This window comes from Terriglobia bacterium (genome assembly GCA_020073185.1).
Classification (GTDB): Bacteria; Acidobacteriota; Terriglobia; order Terriglobales; family Acidobacteriaceae; genus JAIQGF01.
The window spans coordinates 1-17,700 of sequence record JAIQFT010000046.1 but is presented as its reverse complement, the minus strand read 5'-3'; the positions used below and the strand labels follow the sequence as shown (position 1 = coordinate 17,700).

Sequence of the window (17,700 nt, the reverse complement as noted above, 5' to 3'; positions counted from 1 at the left end):
GGATTACTTCCTGGCCGCGATCGCAGCGGTGCGGCGCGCCATCTTGCGCGAGGCGGACTTCACCGCGCCGACGATGTTCTGGTAGCCGGTGCAGCGGCACAGGTTGCCGCTGAGCCCCTCGCGGATCTCGCTGTCGCTGGGCGAAGCGTTGCTCCCCAGCAGGTCGCTGGCGCACATGATCATGCCCGGCGTACAGAAACCGCATTGCAGGGCGTGCTCTTCCCAGAAACTTTCCTGCAAAGGATGGAGCTGCCCTTCGGCGGCGAGCGCTTCGATGGTGGTGACGGAATGACCGTCGGCCTGAACCGCGAGCACGGTGCACGACTTCACGGCGCGCCCGTCAAACAGGGTGGTGCAGGCGCCGCACAGCGAGGTTTCACAGCCGATGTGCGTGCCGGTGAGGCCGGCGACGTCGCGCAGAAAATGCACCAGCAGCATGCGCGGCTCCACCTGGGCGCGGCGCTCCACGCCATTGACAACAATCTCGACGGATTTCATAGGCCCCCCACGGGCGCTTCGAGCGGATGGGCATCGCTCGCTGGGCGGGAACGATAGCAAACTTGGCGGCCTGAGTACAAGCGGCCCGCGCCGGGCAAGCGCACCGCAACGCACTTGTGGATGGCTAGAACCAGGGTGGGCGGGCGTGACGCGCTTCGTACGCGGCAATGTCGGGTTCGTGCTGCAGCGTCAGGTCGATGTCGTCGAGTCCGTTGAGCAGGCAGCGCCGGCGGAACTCGTCCACGAAGAAAGTGGCGGAAAAACCTTGGTCGTCGGACACGGTCCGCAACTCCAAATCGACGCTGAGGCGGTAGGCAGGCGTTCGCTGCGCGCGGCGCATCAGGTCGGAAACGGCAGAGTCCGGCAGGACCACGGTCAGCACGCCGTTCTTAAAACAATTCGTGGTGAAAATGTCGGCGAACGAGGGCGCAATGATGGCGCGGAATCCGTAGTCCATCAGCGACCAGGGCGCGTGCTCGCGCGAAGAGCCACAGCCAAAATTGGCGCCCGCGATCAGGATGCTGGCGCCGCGGTAGCGTGGATCGTTGAGCACGAACGATGGATCGGGGCTGCCGTCGGGCAATCTTCGCCAATCGTAAAAAAGAAATTCGCCGAAGCCGGTGCGCTCGACCCGCTTGAGGAACTGCTTGGGGATGATCTGGTCGGTGTCAACATTGACGCGATCGAGTGGGACCACCAGCCCGGTATGTTTGCGGAATGGTTCCATAACTATTTCGCCGCCGCCACCGAGCCGCGAAACTTCCAATCGCGTATGTCCACGAAATGGCCCGCGATCGCCGCCGCCGCCGCCATGGCCGGGCTGACCAGATGGGTGCGCCCGCCACGGCCCTGGCGCCCTTCAAAATTGCGATTGCTGGTGGAGGCGCAGCGTTGGCCCGCCTGTAGTACGTCGGGGTTCATACCGAGGCACATGGAGCAGCCGGCTTCGCGCCACTCAAAACCGGCGGTGCGGAAAATTTCGTCGAGCCCCTCGGCTTCGGCCGCCGCTTTTATCGCCTGCGACCCCGGCACCACCAGCGCCTGCACCTTGGGGTCGATGCGATAACCGCTCACCACACGGGCCGCGGCGCGCAGATCCTCCAGACGCGAATTGGTGCAGGAGCCGATAAAGACGCGGTCAATGGCGATGTCCTGGATACGTGTGCCGGGCGCAAGCGCCATGTACTCCAACGCGCGCTCCCAGGAGCGACGTTCGGCTTCGTTCCTCGCCGCCGACAGCGCGGGCACCTGGCCTGTGACGGAGGTCACCATGCCCGGGTTGGTGCCCCAGGTCACGAAGGGCGCCAGCGACGCGGCTTCGATCTCCACGGTGTGGTCGAACTGCGCGCCGTCGTCGGTGGGCAGCGTGCGCCAATATTCAATCGCCTTGGCCAGGTCAGGTCCTGGCGGGGCAAAACGGCGTCCGCGAATCCAGGAAAACGTCGTGTTGTCGGGCGCCACCATGCCGGCGCGCGCGCCCGACTCGATGCTCATGTTGCACAGGGTCATGCGCTCCGGCATGGAGAGCGCGGCGACGGCTTCGCCGGTGTACTCGATCACGTGTCCGGTGGCGCCATCGGTGCCTATCTGGCCGATAATGCCAAGCGCCAAATCCTTCGCGTTCACACCCGGCCCCAACCGCCCGCAGACGTGCACTTCCATGGTGCGCTGCTTGCGCTGCGGCAGGCACTGCGTGGCAAGCACGTGCTCGACCTCGGAGGTTCCGATGCCGAAGGACAGTGCGCCGAATGCGCCGTGCGTGCTGGTGTGACTGTCGCCGCAGACGATGGTCATGCCGGGCTTGGTGACCCCGAGTTCCGGCCCGATGACGTGTACGATTCCCTGCTCGGGCGAGTCAATGTCGAAGAGGAGGATGCCGAATTCGGCGCAGTTCTTGCGCAGCGCTTCGATCTGGCGCGCGGCGATGGGATCGGAGATCAGGTTACGCGGTGCCGTGGTCGGAACGTTGTGGTCCACGGTGGCCAGGGCGCGCTCGGGCCGGCGGACGCGGCGTCCTGCGGCGCGCAGGCCGTCAAATGCCTGCGGAGACGTGACTTCGTGCACGAGGTGCAGATCAATGTAGAGCAGGGCAGGCTCGCCGGGCGCCTCGCACACCAGGTGCTCGCTCCAGATCTTGTCGAACATGGTCCGTGGAGCGGGCATGATCAGACCGCGTGGAAGGCGTGGCGGCGTTCGCAGATTCCGGTAAGCGCCTCGGCTACAGCAGCGCCCATCTCCTCGGTGGTCGCCGTCGGCGTGCGTTGGTCGCGCACCAGGTCGGAGGTACGGAAACCGCGATTGAGGACCTCGCCGATCGCCTCTTCCACGTCGCGCGCCTCAGGCTCCATGTCAGCAGCATACCGCAGAAGCAGGGCGGCTGTCGCGATCGCACCCAGCGGATTGGCGATGCCGCGCCCGGCAATGTCGGGCGCGGAGCCGTGCACGGGCTCAAACAGCCCGACGCGCCCGCCGATGCTCGCCGAGGCAAGCATGCCGAGCGAGCCGCTGATCACCGCAGATTCGTCGGAAACAATGTCGCCGAAGAGATTTTCCGTGAGGATCACATCGAAGCGTGACGGGCTGGACGCCAGGTGCATGGCGCAGGCGTCTACGTACATGTGGTCGAGCGCGACGCCGGGAAATTCGCGCGCCACGCCGGTGACCACCTTGCGCCAGAGTTGTGAGGTCTCCAGCACGTTGGCCTTGTCCACCGAAGTGACCTTCCTCCGACGAGCACGCGCCTGCTCGAAAGCAATGCGCGCGATCCGCTCGATCTCGTCGGTGGAGTAGCGCATGGTGTTGAAGGCGGCGGTACCCTCGGCGGCGAAGCCGCGCGGTTCTCCGAAGTAAAGCCCGCCCAGGAGTTCGCGCACCACCAGAATATCGGCGCCGCGCACCACTTCGGGGCGCAGCGGCGAACAATCCTCAATGGCGCGATGCGAGGAAGCGGGGCGCAGGTTGGCAAACGCGCCCAGTTCGCGGCGCAGCGCCAGCAGGCCGGACTCCGGCCTGCGATCCGGAGGTAGGGCATCGAACTCCGGGCCGCCGACGGCGCCGAGCAGCACGGCATCGCTGCTCAGGCACGCGTCGAGGGTCACCTGGGGGAGGGGATAACCGGCTTCGCGAATTGCCGCACCGCCAACCAGCTCGGTGCGAAATTGAAAATCGTAGCCGTGAGCATCGGCGATGGTGCGCAGCACGCGCACCGCCTCGCGCGTGACCTCGACGCCGATGCCGTCGCCAGGCAGAACAGCAAGGTTCAGCTTGGTCCTCATCAGTCCCCGAAGGCCTGCGCAGCGCCCGCGATCGGCGGCGAGGGACGGACGCCGCGGTGAGGGAGCAGCGAAATCAGATCGCGATCGTAGATATTCTTCTTGCGGTCGGCGAGCTCGGTGAAGCGCTGGTACACCGAGTCGAGTTCTGCGCCAGCGAGCGGATGGCCGAGCTCTTGGTATCGGCGGGCGAGCGCATGCCGTCCGGAGTGCTTGCCGAGCACGATGCGGTTCGACGGCAGGCCGACCGATTCGGGCGTCATGATCTCGTAGCAGAGTGGATTGCTGAGCACGCCATGCTGGTGGATGCCGGCTTCGTGCGCGAAGGCGTTGCAGCCGACGATCGCCTTGTTGGGTTGCACCGGAAAGCCGAGAATCCCGGAGAGCGCCTGGCTGGCAGGGCAGAGGTGCTCGGTGTGAATGCCGGTGGTATAGGGCATGCGATCGGCGCGGACTCGCAGCGCCATGACGATCTCCTCCAAGGCGGCGTTGCCGGCGCGCTCGCCGATACCATTGACCGTGCACTCCACTTGGCGCGCGCCCGCCTCGATGGCGGCGAGGCTGTTGGCGACCGCGAGCCCGAGATCGTTGTGGCAGTGTACCGAGATGGTGACCTTCTCGATCCCGCGCACGCGTTCACGAATCGTGGTGATCAGCCGCGTGAACTCAGAAGGGATGGTGTAGCCGACCGTGTCCGGGACGTTGAGTGTGGTCGCGCCGGCCTCGATCACGCCCTCCAATACGGAACACAGGAACTCCGGGTCGGAGCGAGTGGCATCCTCGGGAGAAAATTCGACGTCATCACACAAGGTGCGGGCATAACGCACAGCCTCGCGTGACTGGACCAGCGCATCATGGCGAGCGATCTTCAGCTTGTACTGCAGGTGGATATCGGAGGTGGCGAGGAAGACGTGGATGCGGGGGCGCTCGCCATTGCGAAGCGCATCCCAAGCGCGGTCAATGTCCTTTCGCGTGCAGCGGGCGAGGGCGGCGATGGCCGGGCGGCAGATGCGCGCCGCAACCGCCTGCACCGCGCGGAAATCGCCCTCTGAGGCAATGGGAAACCCGGCCTCGATGACGTCGACCCCGAGCCGGTCAAGATGACCGGCTAGCAGAACCTTTTCTTCCAGGTTCATGCTGCAACCCGGCGACTGTTCGCCGTCGCGCAGCGTAGTATCGAAGATGGCAATGTGGCTTGCGCTCACTGCGCCTCCTATAACGTACATCACGCCTATATGTGCGGGAGGGCCCAGGCAGATGCGAGCCAGCCAGCCGCGTTTTGGACGCTATCCGGAATCCTACGTCCGGGGAAGGTCGAAACTCCAAGTTATAATTCTTTTCGTTATCATTAGGTTTTTTGATGGCATAATCGCGAGTCGTTAGCCGGCAAAGATCGGCGAATGAGGGCTCCGATGGACCTTTTTCAACTGGAAGTGTTCGTCACGGTGGCGCGCGAAGGCAGCTTTTCGCGCGCCGCGGAAAAGCTTTACCGCACGCAGCCCGCGGTGAGCCAGGCGATCCGCAAGCTGGAGGACGAGCTGGGCGAGCCGCTGCTTGACCGCTCTTCGCGTAACGGGCATCTCACCGACGCCGGGCGCGTGCTGCACGAGTACGCGCAGAAGCTGCTGAACCTGCGCGGCGAGGCGGCCGCGGCGCTAGTTGAAATGCGCGAGATGCGCAAGGGCAAGTTGAACATCGCCGCCAACGAGTACACCTGCCTGTACCTGCTGCCGGTGCTGGCCGAGTTCCGGCGACTGTACCCCCTGGTGAAGACCACGGTCGAGCGCTCGCTGGCCAGCCGCATCCCACAGGAGATTCTGGAGCACAACGTCGAGTTGGGGGTGCTCTCGTTCAATCCCGAGGATCCGCTGCTGCGCAGCATCGTGGTGTACCGCGACGAGCTGGCGTTCGTGGTGTATCCGCGGCATACGCTGGCCAAGTCGAAACAGGTGAGCATCAAGCAGCTCGGGGTGGAGTCGTTCGTGGCTCACCACGTGCCGTCGCCCTTCCGCGCCAAGGTCATCCAGGCGTTCAAGCGCCACAAAACGCCGCTGAATATGGACGCCGAGCTGCCTACGATCGAGGCCATCAAGAAATTCGTGAAGATGGAAAACGGGGTGGCGCTGGTGCCGAGCTTGTGCTTGGAGGAGGAACTGGCGCGCGGCGACCTGGTGCGCGTCTCCGTGGCCGACCTGAGGCTGGAGCGGCGGCTGCGGCTGGTGTACCGCAGGAACGCCAACTTGTCGCACGCGGCGCGCGCGTTCCTGAAGGTGGCGGAGGGGATGGTGTCGTCCGACAGCGGGAGATACTTGTTCCAGGTGGAACGGTAGCGTCCCCTCGTGCGTTGTGGACTCGGATTCCCTTAAGGCAGCCTTGCCGTACCCGTTCGCGCGTTGGGATTTCCTCAACTGTTACAGACCATGCTACGAGCCAGCCGGCGTTCCCGAGGGCACGGTCAGCGCGGGCACGCCGGACTTGCGCATAAGCTCGTTCAACGCCGGCAGGTCGCGAGCGAAGACATCGCGCAAGGTCTTCAACTGCCCCTGCAGCTTGCCGTTGAGCTCATCATAGACGGCGTACTGAGCGCGGGAAGGGGCGGCGTCGGCGTACTCGACGGTGTGGCTGAGCGAGTCGAACTGCTCGTTGAGCTGGTTTGGGTAGCGCAGGTTGCCCTCGGAGCTCTTCATCTTTACCTGCATCAGTGTTTCCTCGATGGGCGTCATCTTCTTGTCGAGCGCATCCGCGCTCTCGATCACCTGCTTGGCTTGCGCGCTCTCGCCCGACCACTTCTTCAGCGTGTTGAGTTCGGCACGCAGCTCGCGGATCTGGTTCACCGCTACGTGCAGCTCGTTGTTGCGATCGCGGATCTTCCTTGCCAGCTCGAATTCCTTTTGCAAATCCGCCGGGGTGACGTTCTTCAGCCGCGGGTCCATGCGCAGCTCCAGCGGCACCGTCTGGGTGAACGATCCCGCGGTCAGCTTCACCTGGTAGGTTCCCGGTAGCGCGAGTGGTCCTACCGGGCCGAGGCCGGAATAAAATGCGCCCGGTATTTTTACCGGCGACTCGTAACGCAGGTCCCAGGCATAGCGGTTCATGCCCGCTTCGGCGGGCATGGTTTCCTTGGGCATTTCCTGGTCGGGCCACTCCGGCGGCTGCTCGAAAGTTCTCTTTTCCTTGCTCGACAGGTGGCGCACGAGTTTGCCTTGCGCGTCGAGGAGATCCAGCGTGACCTCCTCTTTCGGCTTGGATGCGAAGTAATAGTCGATGATTGCGCCCTTGGGCGGGTTTTCGCCCACCGGACGCCGGCGTTCCACCTCGTCGGGATAATGCAAACGGACGGCGGGCTCGGGCTTGTAAAGCGTCGCCTGCGCCGAAGCGGTTTGCGTGGTGAGCTGCCGCAGCGGCGTGATGTCGTCCAGGATCCAGAACGAGCGCCCGTGCGTGGCGACGACCAGATCGTTGTCGTGCACCACCAGGTCGTGGATCGGCGAAACGGGCAGGTTCAGTTGCATGGCCTGCCAGTGCGCGCCGTCGTCGAAGGATGCGTACACGCCGCGCTCCGTGCCCGCGAACAGCAGGCCCTTGCGTCCGGGATCTTCGCGCACCGAGCGCACATACGAGCCCTGCGGAATCCCGTTCACCACGAGTGTCCAAGTCTTGCCGAAATCCGACGTCCGGTAGATGTACGGCTTCTGATCGTCGAGCTTGTGGCGGTCTACGGCCATGTAGGCGGCACCGGGATCGTGCGGCGACGGATCGACAATGCTCACCATGCTCCATTCCGGGAGCGCCTTAGGCGTGACGTTGGTCCAGGTGTTGCCGCCGTCGCGCGTGAGCCACACCAGGCCATCGTCAGTGCCGGCCCAGAGTAGGCCCTTTTGCAGCGGCGATTCAGCGAGCGCAAAAATGGTGTCGTAATACTCGACGCTGGTGATGTCGAGGGTGATCGGCCCCCCGGAGGGTTGCTGCTTGGTCTTGTCGTTGCGCGTCAGGTCTTTGCTGATCGCAGTCCAGCTCATGCCGCCGTCGGCGCTCTTGTACACCTTGTCCCCGGCGGTATAGAGCGTAGTCTTATCGTAAGGCGATATAAATAGCGGCGAGGTCCAGTTGAAGCGCAGCACGTCCAGGTCTGCGGCGCCGTGGCCGGCCACGTCCAGCGGCCACACGGAAATATCCTGGATCTGCTGGTCGGCCTTGTTGAAGCGGAAGATGGTAGCCTCGTTGTTGCCGTAGACGGTGTTGATGTCGCGCGGGTCGGGCGCGATGAAGCCGGTTTCACCGCCGAAGTCAAACCAGTTCTGGCGGGCGATCACGCCCTCGTCGGCATAGCTGGCAATGCCCACGCTGCTGTTGTCCTGCTGCGCGCCGTAGACGTAATACGGAAATTGGTTGTCCGTGATGACGTGGTAAAACTGCGCCGTGGGCTGGTTCAGCAACGTGCTCCAGGTCTGACCGCCATCCACGCTGACCGTCGCTCCGCCGTCGTTGCCGTCGATGATGCTCTTGGGATTGGTCGGGTCAATCCACAGCCCGTGATGATCGCCGTGCGGCGCCGGTAACAGGGTAAACGTTTTGCCACCGTCCACCGAGCGGAACAGGCCGGTGTTCTCGACGTACACGGTGTCCACGGTCTTGGGATCGGCAAAGATGTGGGTGAAGTACCAGGCGCGCTGGCGATAGCGCTCGTCGTCATTAACGCGCGTCCAAGTATCGCCGCCGTCGTCGGAGCGGAACAGCCCGCCCTCCTTGGCCTCGATCAGCGCGTACACGCGGTTGGAATCCGCGCCGGAAACCGACACGCCAATCCGCCCCAGAAGTCCCTCCGGCAGGCCGTGTCCTTCGAGACGCTTCCAGGTGCTGCCGCCATCGGTCGAGCGGTACAGTCCGCTGCCGGGACCGCCGCTATTCAAGCTCCAAGGCGTGCGGTACACCTCCCACATGGCAGCGAACAGCGTGTTCGGATTCTGCGGATCGAACACCACGTCAATGCCGCCGGTCTTGTCATTCACGAACAGAACTTTCTGCCACGTCGCGCCGCCGTCGGTGGTGCGGTAGATGCCGCGTTCGGCGCTGGGCGCGTACACATGCCCGAGCGCGGCCACGTACACGATGTTGGAATTCTTCGGATCGACGATGACGGCGCCAATCTGGCGCGAGTCCGGCAGCCCGACGTGCTTCCACGACTTGCCGCCGTCGACCGATTTCCAAACCCCGTCGCCGTAGGTGATGTTTCCGCGAATGCAGGCCTCGCCCGTGCCGACATAAACGGTGTTGTGGTCGGAATCGGCCACGGCGATCGAACCGATGGAGGTGAACGGCTCCTTGTCGGTGAGCGGCTTCCAAGTGGCGCCGGCATCCGCCGTCTTCCACACGCCGCCGGCGACGCCGCCGAAATAAAACGTATTGGGATCGCCGGGCACGCCGGTCACCGCCAGCACGCGCCCGCCCCGATACGGTCCGATGCCTCTCCATTTCATTCCGCTGAAGAGCGCTTGGTTGTAAGTTTGGGCAAACAGTGCGGAAGCAAGCAGGACAAATAGCAGGACGGCAGCGCGCCTGAACATTTCTACGATCCTCCCCCACGATCAAAAACGGAGAATCGTAGCACGACGCACACGCGGACAAAAAATTCCCGGCCTGCAGACCGGGCCGGGTTCAGGGGGGCGAGGATGGCCAAATGCTATTTGCGCTCGATTTCACCGATGTACAGCTTCAATCCGACCAGCATTGCCAGGATCGTGACCAGCGAAATTCCCAGTCCCATGCGGCGGTAGTCGCGTTCGCGCAGCGCTTTCTCGCCGGCGAGCCGCGTTTTCTCCGCCGTCACCTGGCCGACTTTGATGTCTTCGTCAATCTTCTTCGGCGTGAAGCTGTGCAGGGTCACGCGCGCCTTGGTGAGCTGATCGCGGGCGGATGTCAGGTCCAGTTGCGCCTGGCTGACCTCCATGCCGGACTCCTCGGCGCGCGTCAGCACCTCGTCGGATTTGCCGATGGCGGCTTCTAGCGCGACCAGGTGCTCCTTGATGTCCGCTGCCGCCACGAATCCGGCATCGCCCTGGGAGTGGCAGGAGGTGCACACCGCCTGCGGGCCGGTGCCGACCATGGCGTCGCTCGGGTGCACGATGCGGTGATTGCTGTGACAGGTAACGCATCCCGGCAGCCCGGCGGCCGCGAACGCCGGCTTGTGCGGGCTGGAATCGAACAATTGCGCCTGGAAGACGTGGCAGGTCGAGCAGACATGGACCACGGCGGTCACGCCCGGCGGCGCCGCGCCATGGTTGCCGTGACAGGTGGTGCAGGTAGGCGCGCTCAGATCGCCGCGCACCGCCAGCGCCTCGTGATGCACGCTGCTGCTGTATCCGGCGAACTGGTCGTGCTTGATCGGATATGCCTGCATGTACTTGCCGTCGGCATGGCAGCGCGCACAGGTGTCGGCCACGTTCAGCGGAAACACCTTCGAGCGCGGATCCTTCACCGCGCGGATGCCATGCACGCCGTGGCAATCAATGCAGACCGCGACCTTGGTATCGCCGCCCGTCAGCCGCTTGCCGTGCACGCTGGTCTTGTATTGCGCCAACTGGTCGGTGCGCAGCGACGGGTTGTACTGCCGCATGTAGGCGCCATCGGAATGGCACTTCGCACAGAGTTCCGGGATCGCTTTGCGGTCAATGTGTCCCTTGAAGCCCTTTTTCTTGTCCATGGCTTCCATGCTGGTGGGATCGCCGCCGTGACACCCGGCGCAGGTCAGTCCCTTTTGCGCATGGATGTCCTGCGCATACTGCTCGCCGGTGACTTTCAGGTTGGCGTCGAGCGCGGAGTGGCAATCCACGCAGGTGCTTTGCACCGCTTGCGGCAGTGTGGCGGAATGTGCCCGCGACGCTGCGAACATCGCTACTGCAACCCAGATGGCCACCGCCAGCAAAAACCATGCCTGCGAGGCGCGCGCGGGAGCAGTCCCCCTCAACCGCTCCCCAGCGCGCGCTTCCATGATTTCGTTATGAATTGAACTCATGATTGTTCTTTCGCCCCGCTCATTTCGCCATGTAGCCGTAGATCGTCATTGACACGATGTACGCCAGTGCGAACACTCCCAGGCCGGTTACAAACATGCGCCCCAGCCTCCACTTCAATCCCTCGACAAATGGCAGCAGCACCCACACCGCGCCGGCCAGCCCGAACCCGAGCACGCCCAACAGGTCGCCGTCGACGAACCAGATCTTGGCAGGAATCAGTTTTAACGTCTGGAACATGAACAGGAAGTACCACTCGGGCTTGATGCCGGCGGGCGCCGGAGCGAACGGATCCGCCTTCACGCCCAGTCCCCACGGCGACAGCGCGGCCAGCGCGCCCAGCACTCCGAGCGCGATGTACCAGGCAAACGCTTCCCGCAGGGCGAAATTGGGGAAGAACTTCATCTCGCGCGCCGCTGCGGGATCGCGTTTCCATTGCTCTTCCACCGACGGCGGCACGCTGATACCAAACCTTTGCACCAGGAGAATGTGGACCGCGAGCAACAGCGTCGTGATGCCCGGCAGCACCGCCACGTGGAAACCGAAGAAGCGGGTGAGCGTGGCCCCTGTGACATCCTCGCCGCCGCGCAGGAAGATGACGATCCACTTGCCGACGATCGGCACCTGCCCGGCGACCTCGGTCCCTACCTTCGTCGCGAAGAACGCCAGCGTGTTCCACGGCAACAGGTACCCGCTGAAGCCGAAGCCCATGGCCAGGAACAGCAGCAGCGCGCCCGTGATCCAGGTCAGTTCCCGCGGCTTGCGGTACGCCTTCAAAAACAGCACGCTGAACATGTGGGCGAACGCGGTCAGGATCATCAGGTTCGCCGACCAGGAATGGATGGACCGCACCAGCCACCCGAACTGCACCTGCGTGGTGATGTACTGCACGCTTTCGAACGCCTCATTGGCGCTGGGGCGGTAATACAGCAGCAGGAGAATACCGGTGCAAACTTGAATGACGAAGAGGAACAGGGTGATCCCGCCCAGGAAATACCAGTACGAGAGCCGGTGCATGGGGACGGTCTTCTTGCGCAGCGGCTTGGTGAGTTCGGCCCAGCCGAAGCGCTCGTCGAGCCAGTCTTTGACGAGAGCGAATGCGCTCATCTCACGCCTCCCGTTTCCGCCGCACGACGATCTCCTCGCCCTGCACGTGCACGTCGAACAACTCCAGCGGACGCGGTGGCGGCCCGGAGACGTTGCGCCCCGCCAGGTCGTAGGTGCCGTTATGGCAGGCGCACCACACCTGCTTCAGGTCGCTGCGGTATTGCACGGTGCAGCTCAGGTGGGTGCAGGTGGCCGACATGGCGCGGTATTCGCCGTCAGCGCCGAGAATCAGCAGCCCGGGCCGGCTGCCGAAGCGGAAGATCTTGCCGGTATTCGGTTTCAGCTCCCCGACCCGGCCGGCAACCACCGTATCGCCGCCCATGTCGGTGGCGGCCGGAGGAATCAGGTAGCGTAGGACTGGGTAGATGAAAGACGCGGCCGAGGCCAACAGGCCTCCTCCGAGGAGGACTTGGATGAATCGCCGCCGTGCGTTGTCCCTGAGTGTTCCGGAGTCTCCTGCTCCGCGGGGCGAGCTTGTCGCCTCGAAGACTTGCATTCTTGCCTCCCGAATGTGCGTAACGACGCGGAACGAATTCCGCCCTAGTAGCGCTACTTCTTCTTGCCGAGCGCCTTCACGTATGCGCTCAGTTGCGCGATCTCATCCTTCGTCAGCTTGCCATCATACGCTGGCATCTTGTTTTTGCCCTTGGCGATGACCTGCGTCAGCTCGGCGTCGGATTGCTTCTGCACTTCGGGTGAGGCCAGGTCCTTGATGTTGAACTTCGCGCCCATGGCCGTCTTGCCGTGACCGTCGGCGTCATGGCACATGGCACATTTGCCGGTAAACACCGCGGCGGCAGTATCGGCCGCGTAAGACTGGGAGATAAACAGCGATGAGAGCAGTATGAGTATGATCAGCGTGCCATAGACAGGTACTTCCCGCATCTTCGGCTCCAGAGGTTCGTAGTCGTAATCGTGTTCCACAAAATTGCTGACGCGCACCGGCTTGGCGTGCTCGTCTTGCGCTGGCTCGCGCGCTTCGTCGGCCGCCGGCACAAACAGCCGCCATAGCATCCACGAGATCAGGACGGCAAACCCCAGGTACCAGAGCAGCGGGCCGACCAGCCAGACCACCCACAGCGGCAGGAACGTGTATTTACTGAGAAAGGTTCCGGCACCGGCAAACAGCAGGAAGAGACCCAGGAAGGCAAGCGTGTCCACGCGTCGCATGGCGGTAGCTCCTTTAATCGGGGACGGAGGAAGGGGTCGCTGCGATGAGATGCTGTCCGCCGGAGAGGCCGACCAAGGCTCGCGGCGCGTAACAGGCATCGCTCCCTTCCTCCTATTCCCTCGCTTCATGGAACAAACGGGGGCACGCTTGGGGCCACCGTGGTGCGGCCTGTGCAAAAGGCGATATCCTCTTGCCGGGGTTTGATTTAGGCGAACTTGAGGTGGGTGGGCAAAGGCGGCTGGTACGGCTTCGCCTGTCCGAGAATCAGGCGGCGTCAGAAAATCGGACGTTCGTTCGAATCCACCTTGGGCCGTGGGCGCTGCTATTTGCCCACGGGAGTGTTGAGAAACGAGAGCAAATCCCCCACATCACTTTCCTGCAGCACCGGCCACGTCTGCCCGGCTTTGCGGCTCTGCTCATACATCTTGGTGCCGTGGCCCCAGAGATTGGTGGCCAGCCGCACCGCCGTGTACGGCTGACCTCGCCCGCGCAGCGCCGGCCCCCGCGCCGTCCCTTCCGCGCGTGCTCCGTGGCAATCGGCGCACCCGCGCCACGCGAAGATGCTCGCTCCCACCTGCGGCGATCCCGACGGCTCCAGGTAGTGGAGCCCGTAGAGAAACACCGCCAGGTCCAGGATTTCCTGCGATTCAAATCTGGGCGGCATCTGCCCCACCGAGCGCATGGCGCGATGCATATCGGGAAAATGGTTCAGCATGGCCGCGCCGAATTGTGAAAACGTCGGCGGCAACTTGCCGTCGGGCCCCAGCATCGGCCCCCGGGGCCGTTGCGGCGGGGCGTTGACCTCGACCACGCCGGGCGCCTTCTTCAGCGAGTGGCAATTGATGCAGTACTTCGCCTGGAACACCTGCCAGCCGCGGTCCGGATCGGCGGACGGCACCGGCGTCTCGCTACCTGACCTTCCGCTCGCTTGCCGCACGTAGGCGTACAGGTCGCGCAGTTCGTTGGCTTGGAAACGCGGCCACGCGATGCCCTGCCGGCGCATGCTGCTCTCCATCGCCGACCCGTGGTTCCACAGCGCCTGCGTCCAAGTGATGGGCGAATCCGCCGCCGCCAGTTGCTGCACCCCGGGAGCGCCGCCGGGATTACCATCGGAGGTGTGACAGCGGGCACATTGCTTTGTGCGGAACAATTCCTGGCCGCGGCGCGCATCGCCGGGCTCGTCGGAATAGCCAGTCAGGTACAGGTAGGCGACCAGTTGGCCGGTCTCGTCATAGCTGAGCGTGGGATACGGCAGCTTCGCCTGCCGCATCGCCTCGTACATCCGCGGGGCGTGGTTCCACATGGCGGTTACCAGTTGCGGCAGGCTGGCGGCGCGCTCCCGCAGCGCCGGCCCAAGTTTGCCTCCTGCCGCGCTCTCGCCATGGCACTTGGCGCATCCTTTGGCGCGGAAGACGGCGTCGCCCCGCGCCGGTTGCGGCGTCACCGCGATGGCAAATCGGTTTTGGGTGTTCCGATACTGGAAGCGAAGAATCCCCACGAACAGCAGCAACGCGGCGACCGCGATCCCCACCCACAACACGAATTCTCGCTGGACACGGCTCATTTCGCCTGCTCCGCTCCTTCGCGGATCTTCAGGTCGCGCATCTTGCGGTAGAGCGTGTCGCGCGAGATCCCGAGCAGCGCCGCCGCCTTGGTGCGGTTGCCCTGACAAATGCGCAACGAGCGCTCGATCGCCACCCGCTCCATTTCCTCCAGCGCCAGCGGATGCTCCTCAAAACGCGCATTCGACGCTGCCGGCGCCCCCAGCAGTGGCTTCAGGTCCTTGTCGGTGATCGTCTGCGGGTCTGCCTGCGACAACGCAGTCACGCTTTCCAGCACGTTCTGCAACTCGCGCACGTTGCCGGCGAAGCCGTGGTTGAGCAGCAACTCGGTCGCCGAGCGTGCCAGCGTGATATGCCGCCCGTAACGATCGGAAAACTGCGCCGCGCAATGCTGGGCAAGGACCAGGATGTCTTCGCGGCGCGCGCGCAGCGGCGGGACTTCGATCACTACGGTGGCGATGCGGAAATACAAATCCTCGCGCAGCAGCTCTGAGCGCAACTGCGCCAGCGGCCGGTTCGTCGCCGCGACGATGCGCACGTCCACCGGCACAGCCCGTGTGCCGCCCACCGGCCGCAGCTCTTTCTCCTGCAACACACGCAGCAGCTTGACCTGTGCGTCTTTCGGCATCTCGCCGATCTCGTCGAGAAACACCGTGCCGCGCCCCGCCGAAGCGAACACGCCCGGAGCATCGTGGTACGCGCCCGTGAACGCGCCGCGGCGGAAGCCGAACAGCTCGCTCTCCACCAGGTCGCGCGGCAGGGCGCCGCAGTTGATGGCAACGAACGGCTCGCCCGCTCTCCGGCTGGCGCCATGAATCGCCCGCGCCAGCATCTCCTTGCCGGTGCCGGTTTCACCGACGAGCAGCACCGCCGCATCGCTGGCCGCCGCCGCCCGCGCGCGCTCCACCACGCGCTGCATCTGCGGCGACACGAACACCAGGTTCTCGAACGGGTCGTGGACTTCCTTCAGATTGGCTTCCAGCTGCGCCACGCGCTGCCGCAGCCGGTGGACTTCCATCAGCCGCCCGACTTTTTTCTGCACCGCCTGCCGGTCGAACGGCTTGGTTAGATAGTCCTCGGCGCCACGCTTGATTGCCTCCACCGCTGTCTCCACCGTTGCGTAGCCGGTCATGATGACCACCGGCAGATCGGGATTGCGCTGATGAATCTGCTCCATCAGCGTCAGCCCATCGGTCAGCGGCATTACCAAATCAACCAGAGCGACGGCCAAGCGCGGATTCTCCTGGTTCGCCGCCAACGCCTCCGCGCCCGACAGCGCCACCACCACTGTGTATCCCTGCTCGACGAGAAAATCGCGTAACGTGCCAGCGAGACCGGCATCGTCGTCAACAACCAGGATCTCGACGCTTGCGCCGTCCGGCGTCACGATGTCGCCTCCTGCGCGAAGACCGCTGTATTCATGCGGCCCGCCGTCCACAGCGGCAACCGCACCGACGCCACTGCGCCCTGGCCCGGCGCACCGTCCAGGCGAATCGTGCCGCCGTGTTCCGCCACGATGTTGCGCGCGATCGCCAGTCCCAGGCCGGTTCCCTTGCCCGGCGGCTTGGTGGTGAAAAACGGCTCGAACACATGCGCGCTATCGCTGTCGGAAATGCCGCAGCCGTTGTCGCGAATCTCGATTTCCAGGGTGTCGCGCGATTCGTGCCCGCAGATCTTGATCTCGCCTCCGGTGGACACCGCGTCTAGCGCATTGCTGAGCAGCGTCAGCAGCAGGGTTTCGATCTGGTTGCGGTCGGCCAGCACCTGGGCGCCCGCAATCGCCGCAAAGTTGGCGGTCGCGCGCACTTTCTTCGCGCTGAACGACGGCGCCATGAACCCGAGTACCGCCTCCACCAGCGGCGCCACTTCTTCCGGCTGCTTCTGCGGCGCGGGTTTGCGCGAAAAATCCAGCAGCCGGCGCACGAATTGCTGGCAGAACCCGATCGTGTTCTCCAGTTGTTCCAGGTCCGACGCGCATCCATGGTTGTGCTGCGCTCGCTCGCGCATCATCTGCACGCGCAGCAGCATGGACGCCATCGGCGTGTTCAGGTGATGCGCCGTGCCCGCGGCCATCTTGCCCATGGTCGTCAGCTTCTCCAGTTCCAGCAACGTCTGCCGCAGCCGCACCCGCTCGCGGATGTCATGCGTGACTTCCATGACATACCGCCGTCCGCCTTCGCCAAACGGCAGCAAGCTGAGTTGCACCTCGATCGCCTGGTCCTGACGGTTGCGCCGCTGCGTCTCCTGGTCGAGCACCGCTGTACCGGCGTCCACCGCCTCCAGAAGAGCCAGCAGCTCGCCTTCCTTGTTCTTCGGGACCGTCGGCAACGTGTTGCCGATCACTTCTGCCTTGGAAAATCCGTAGAGCCTCTCGGCCGCCGCGTTCCACTCCCACACGCGCAGCGAGCCGTCAAACAGTGCCACCGCGCCCGGCGACGATTCCAGCAGCCCGCGATAGCGTTCGCGCGACCGCCGCAGTTCCTCCTCGGCAATCTGGCGCTGGCGCAGCACGAACCACGCCGCCCACGACGCCAGCAGCAGCGATGACGCAATGCCCCGACTGATGTACAGGTAATGCAACGAGACGTAGTTCAGCTCGCGGAAGTAGTGGTTCTCGACCAACGCCCAGAAGGCGAACACCAGCGCCACGATGCTGATGCTGGATGTACGCTGGCTGGGCCAGCAAGAAGAAAGAGGGCGTCAGTACCCTCCAGAAAATGATCGACAAAGATGTGGCCGACTTCAAAAAGGAAAATCCATCGATGGTCATAACCGAAAGCCGGCCCCTCAAAACCGGGGACGGTAAGACGGCCCTTGTCCGCCTGTTTAAAGGAGGTCAAGAGGGGAATTTCGAAGCTGTCGCCTATGTTGACGAAAAGGCCGGCGTGGCTGTTTTGGTGTTGACCTCCAGTAACCAAGTTGCCTTTAATAAGGCCATCCCGGCTTTTGAAAAACTCGTTTCTTCCTACTACTTCTATACTGAGGACGTAACGTTACCGAAATAGGCAAATTAAATCCCCTTATCGGCTGATAACTGCTATGATCCGAGACTTATCACAGAGCCAAAAACCTTCCATATC

15 protein-coding genes are annotated in these 17,700 nt (G+C 63.9%); 2 read left to right on the top strand and 13 right to left on the bottom strand.

Going from position 1 to position 17,700, the window contains the following annotated elements:
- Window positions 1–3 precede the first annotated feature (3 nt).
- From LAN64_15400 to LAN64_15380, 5 genes are all read right to left on the bottom strand, one after another.
- Window positions 4–498 (bottom strand): (2Fe-2S)-binding protein, encoded by a 495-nt coding sequence (locus tag LAN64_15400; protein ID MBZ5569224.1) that lies wholly within the window; start codon window positions 496–498, stop codon window positions 4–6.
- A gap of 124 nt (window positions 499–622) precedes the next feature.
- Window positions 623–1,225 (bottom strand): 3-isopropylmalate dehydratase small subunit, encoded by a 603-nt coding sequence (gene leuD / locus LAN64_15395; GenBank protein ID MBZ5569223.1) that lies wholly within the window; start codon window positions 1,223–1,225, stop codon window positions 623–625.
- A 2-nt stretch (window positions 1,226–1,227) separates the two neighbouring features.
- Window positions 1,228–2,661, bottom strand: a complete 1,434-nt coding sequence (gene leuC, locus LAN64_15390) for a 3-isopropylmalate dehydratase large subunit (protein MBZ5569222.1) — start codon at window positions 2,659–2,661, stop codon at window positions 1,228–1,230.
- Between the two features lie 2 nt (window positions 2,662–2,663).
- Complete coding sequence (leuB, locus tag LAN64_15385; GenBank protein ID MBZ5569221.1) at window positions 2,664–3,773, bottom strand: 3-isopropylmalate dehydrogenase; 1,110 nt, start codon at window positions 3,771–3,773, stop codon at window positions 2,664–2,666.
- Window positions 3,773–4,996, bottom strand: a complete 1,224-nt coding sequence (locus LAN64_15380) for a 2-isopropylmalate synthase (GenBank protein ID MBZ5569220.1) — start codon at window positions 4,994–4,996, stop codon at window positions 3,773–3,775. Before LAN64_15380 ends, leuB begins: the two co-directional genes overlap by 1 nt.
- A 186-nt stretch (window positions 4,997–5,182) precedes the next feature.
- On the opposite strand from LAN64_15380, the gene LAN64_15375 reads away from it, so the two are divergent.
- On the top strand, window positions 5,183–6,100 hold the full coding sequence (locus LAN64_15375) for a LysR family transcriptional regulator (protein MBZ5569219.1): 918 nt from the start codon (window positions 5,183–5,185) through the stop codon (window positions 6,098–6,100).
- A gap of 93 nt (window positions 6,101–6,193) precedes the next feature.
- Here LAN64_15375 and LAN64_15370 read toward each other — a convergent pair whose 3' ends face one another.
- The 8 genes from LAN64_15370 to LAN64_15335 all read right to left on the bottom strand — a co-directional run bounded on the left by LAN64_15370 (window position 6,194) and on the right by LAN64_15335 (window position 17,269).
- A complete protein-coding gene (locus LAN64_15370; protein MBZ5569218.1) occupies window positions 6,194–9,247 on the bottom strand; it encodes a glycosyl hydrolase in 3,054 nt (1,017 codons plus the stop codon).
- A gap of 203 nt (window positions 9,248–9,450) precedes the next feature.
- On the bottom strand, window positions 9,451–10,782 hold the full coding sequence (locus LAN64_15365) for a cytochrome c3 family protein (GenBank protein ID MBZ5569217.1): 1,332 nt from the start codon (window positions 10,780–10,782) through the stop codon (window positions 9,451–9,453).
- Between the two features lie 19 nt (window positions 10,783–10,801).
- Window positions 10,802–11,887, bottom strand: a complete 1,086-nt coding sequence (locus LAN64_15360) for a cytochrome bc complex cytochrome b subunit (GenBank protein MBZ5569216.1) — start codon at window positions 11,885–11,887, stop codon at window positions 10,802–10,804.
- Window position 11,888: 1 nt separating this feature from the next.
- Window positions 11,889–12,275 carry a Rieske (2Fe-2S) protein gene (locus tag LAN64_15355; protein MBZ5569215.1) on the bottom strand — a complete coding sequence of 129 codons (387 nt, stop codon included), beginning with the start codon at window positions 12,273–12,275 and terminating at the stop codon, window positions 11,889–11,891.
- 161 nt (window positions 12,276–12,436) lie between these two features.
- Window positions 12,437–13,057, bottom strand: a complete 621-nt coding sequence (locus tag LAN64_15350) for a cytochrome c (GenBank protein ID MBZ5569214.1) — start codon at window positions 13,055–13,057, stop codon at window positions 12,437–12,439.
- 323 nt (window positions 13,058–13,380) lie between these two features.
- Entirely contained in the window at window positions 13,381–14,622 is a 1,242-nt protein-coding gene (locus LAN64_15345) for a c-type cytochrome (GenBank protein MBZ5569213.1), read from the bottom strand.
- The gene (locus LAN64_15340) at window positions 14,619–16,007 is read right to left on the bottom strand and encodes a sigma-54 dependent transcriptional regulator (protein MBZ5569212.1); all 1,389 of its coding nucleotides are present in this window, start codon (window positions 16,005–16,007) and stop codon (window positions 14,619–14,621) included. Before LAN64_15340 ends, LAN64_15345 begins: the two co-directional genes overlap by 4 nt.
- Window positions 16,004–17,269 (bottom strand): PAS domain S-box protein, encoded by a 1,266-nt coding sequence (locus tag LAN64_15335; protein MBZ5569211.1) that lies wholly within the window; start codon window positions 17,267–17,269, stop codon window positions 16,004–16,006. Before LAN64_15335 ends, LAN64_15340 begins: the two co-directional genes overlap by 4 nt.
- Window positions 17,270–17,283: 14 nt before the next feature.
- Between LAN64_15335 and LAN64_15330 the strand changes: the two genes are divergently transcribed.
- Complete coding sequence (locus LAN64_15330; protein MBZ5569210.1) at window positions 17,284–17,625, top strand: hypothetical protein; 342 nt, start codon at window positions 17,284–17,286, stop codon at window positions 17,623–17,625.
- The last annotated feature ends 75 nt before the right edge of the window (window positions 17,626–17,700 follow it).

Excerpts from the sequence above, each read along its gene's own strand:
- leuD (MBZ5569223.1), bottom strand. The coding sequence starts at position 1,225 with ATGGAACCATTCCGCAAACATACCGGGCTGGTGGTCCCACTCGATCGC.
- LAN64_15365 (MBZ5569217.1), bottom strand. The coding sequence starts at position 10,782 with ATGAGTTCAATTCATAACGAAATCATGGAAGCGCGCGCTGGGGAGCGG.
- LAN64_15375 (MBZ5569219.1), top strand. The coding sequence starts at position 5,183 with ATGGACCTTTTTCAACTGGAAGTGTTCGTCACGGTGGCGCGCGAAGGC.
- LAN64_15350 (MBZ5569214.1), bottom strand. The coding sequence starts at position 13,057 with ATGCGACGCGTGGACACGCTTGCCTTCCTGGGTCTCTTCCTGCTGTTT.
- leuC (MBZ5569222.1), bottom strand. The coding sequence starts at position 2,661 with ATGCCCGCTCCACGGACCATGTTCGACAAGATCTGGAGCGAGCACCTG.
- LAN64_15360 (MBZ5569216.1), bottom strand. The coding sequence starts at position 11,887 with ATGAGCGCATTCGCTCTCGTCAAAGACTGGCTCGACGAGCGCTTCGGC.
- leuB (MBZ5569221.1), bottom strand. The coding sequence starts at position 3,773 with ATGAGGACCAAGCTGAACCTTGCTGTTCTGCCTGGCGACGGCATCGGC.
- LAN64_15345 (MBZ5569213.1), bottom strand. The coding sequence starts at position 14,622 with ATGAGCCGTGTCCAGCGAGAATTCGTGTTGTGGGTGGGGATCGCGGTC.
- LAN64_15380 (MBZ5569220.1), bottom strand. The coding sequence starts at position 4,996 with ATGTACGTTATAGGAGGCGCAGTGAGCGCAAGCCACATTGCCATCTTC.
- LAN64_15330 (MBZ5569210.1), top strand. The coding sequence starts at position 17,284 with ATGTACGCTGGCTGGGCCAGCAAGAAGAAAGAGGGCGTCAGTACCCTC.
- LAN64_15370 (MBZ5569218.1), bottom strand. The coding sequence starts at position 9,247 with ATGAAATGGAGAGGCATCGGACCGTATCGGGGCGGGCGCGTGCTGGCG.
- LAN64_15400 (MBZ5569224.1), bottom strand. The coding sequence starts at position 498 with ATGAAATCCGTCGAGATTGTTGTCAATGGCGTGGAGCGCCGCGCCCAG.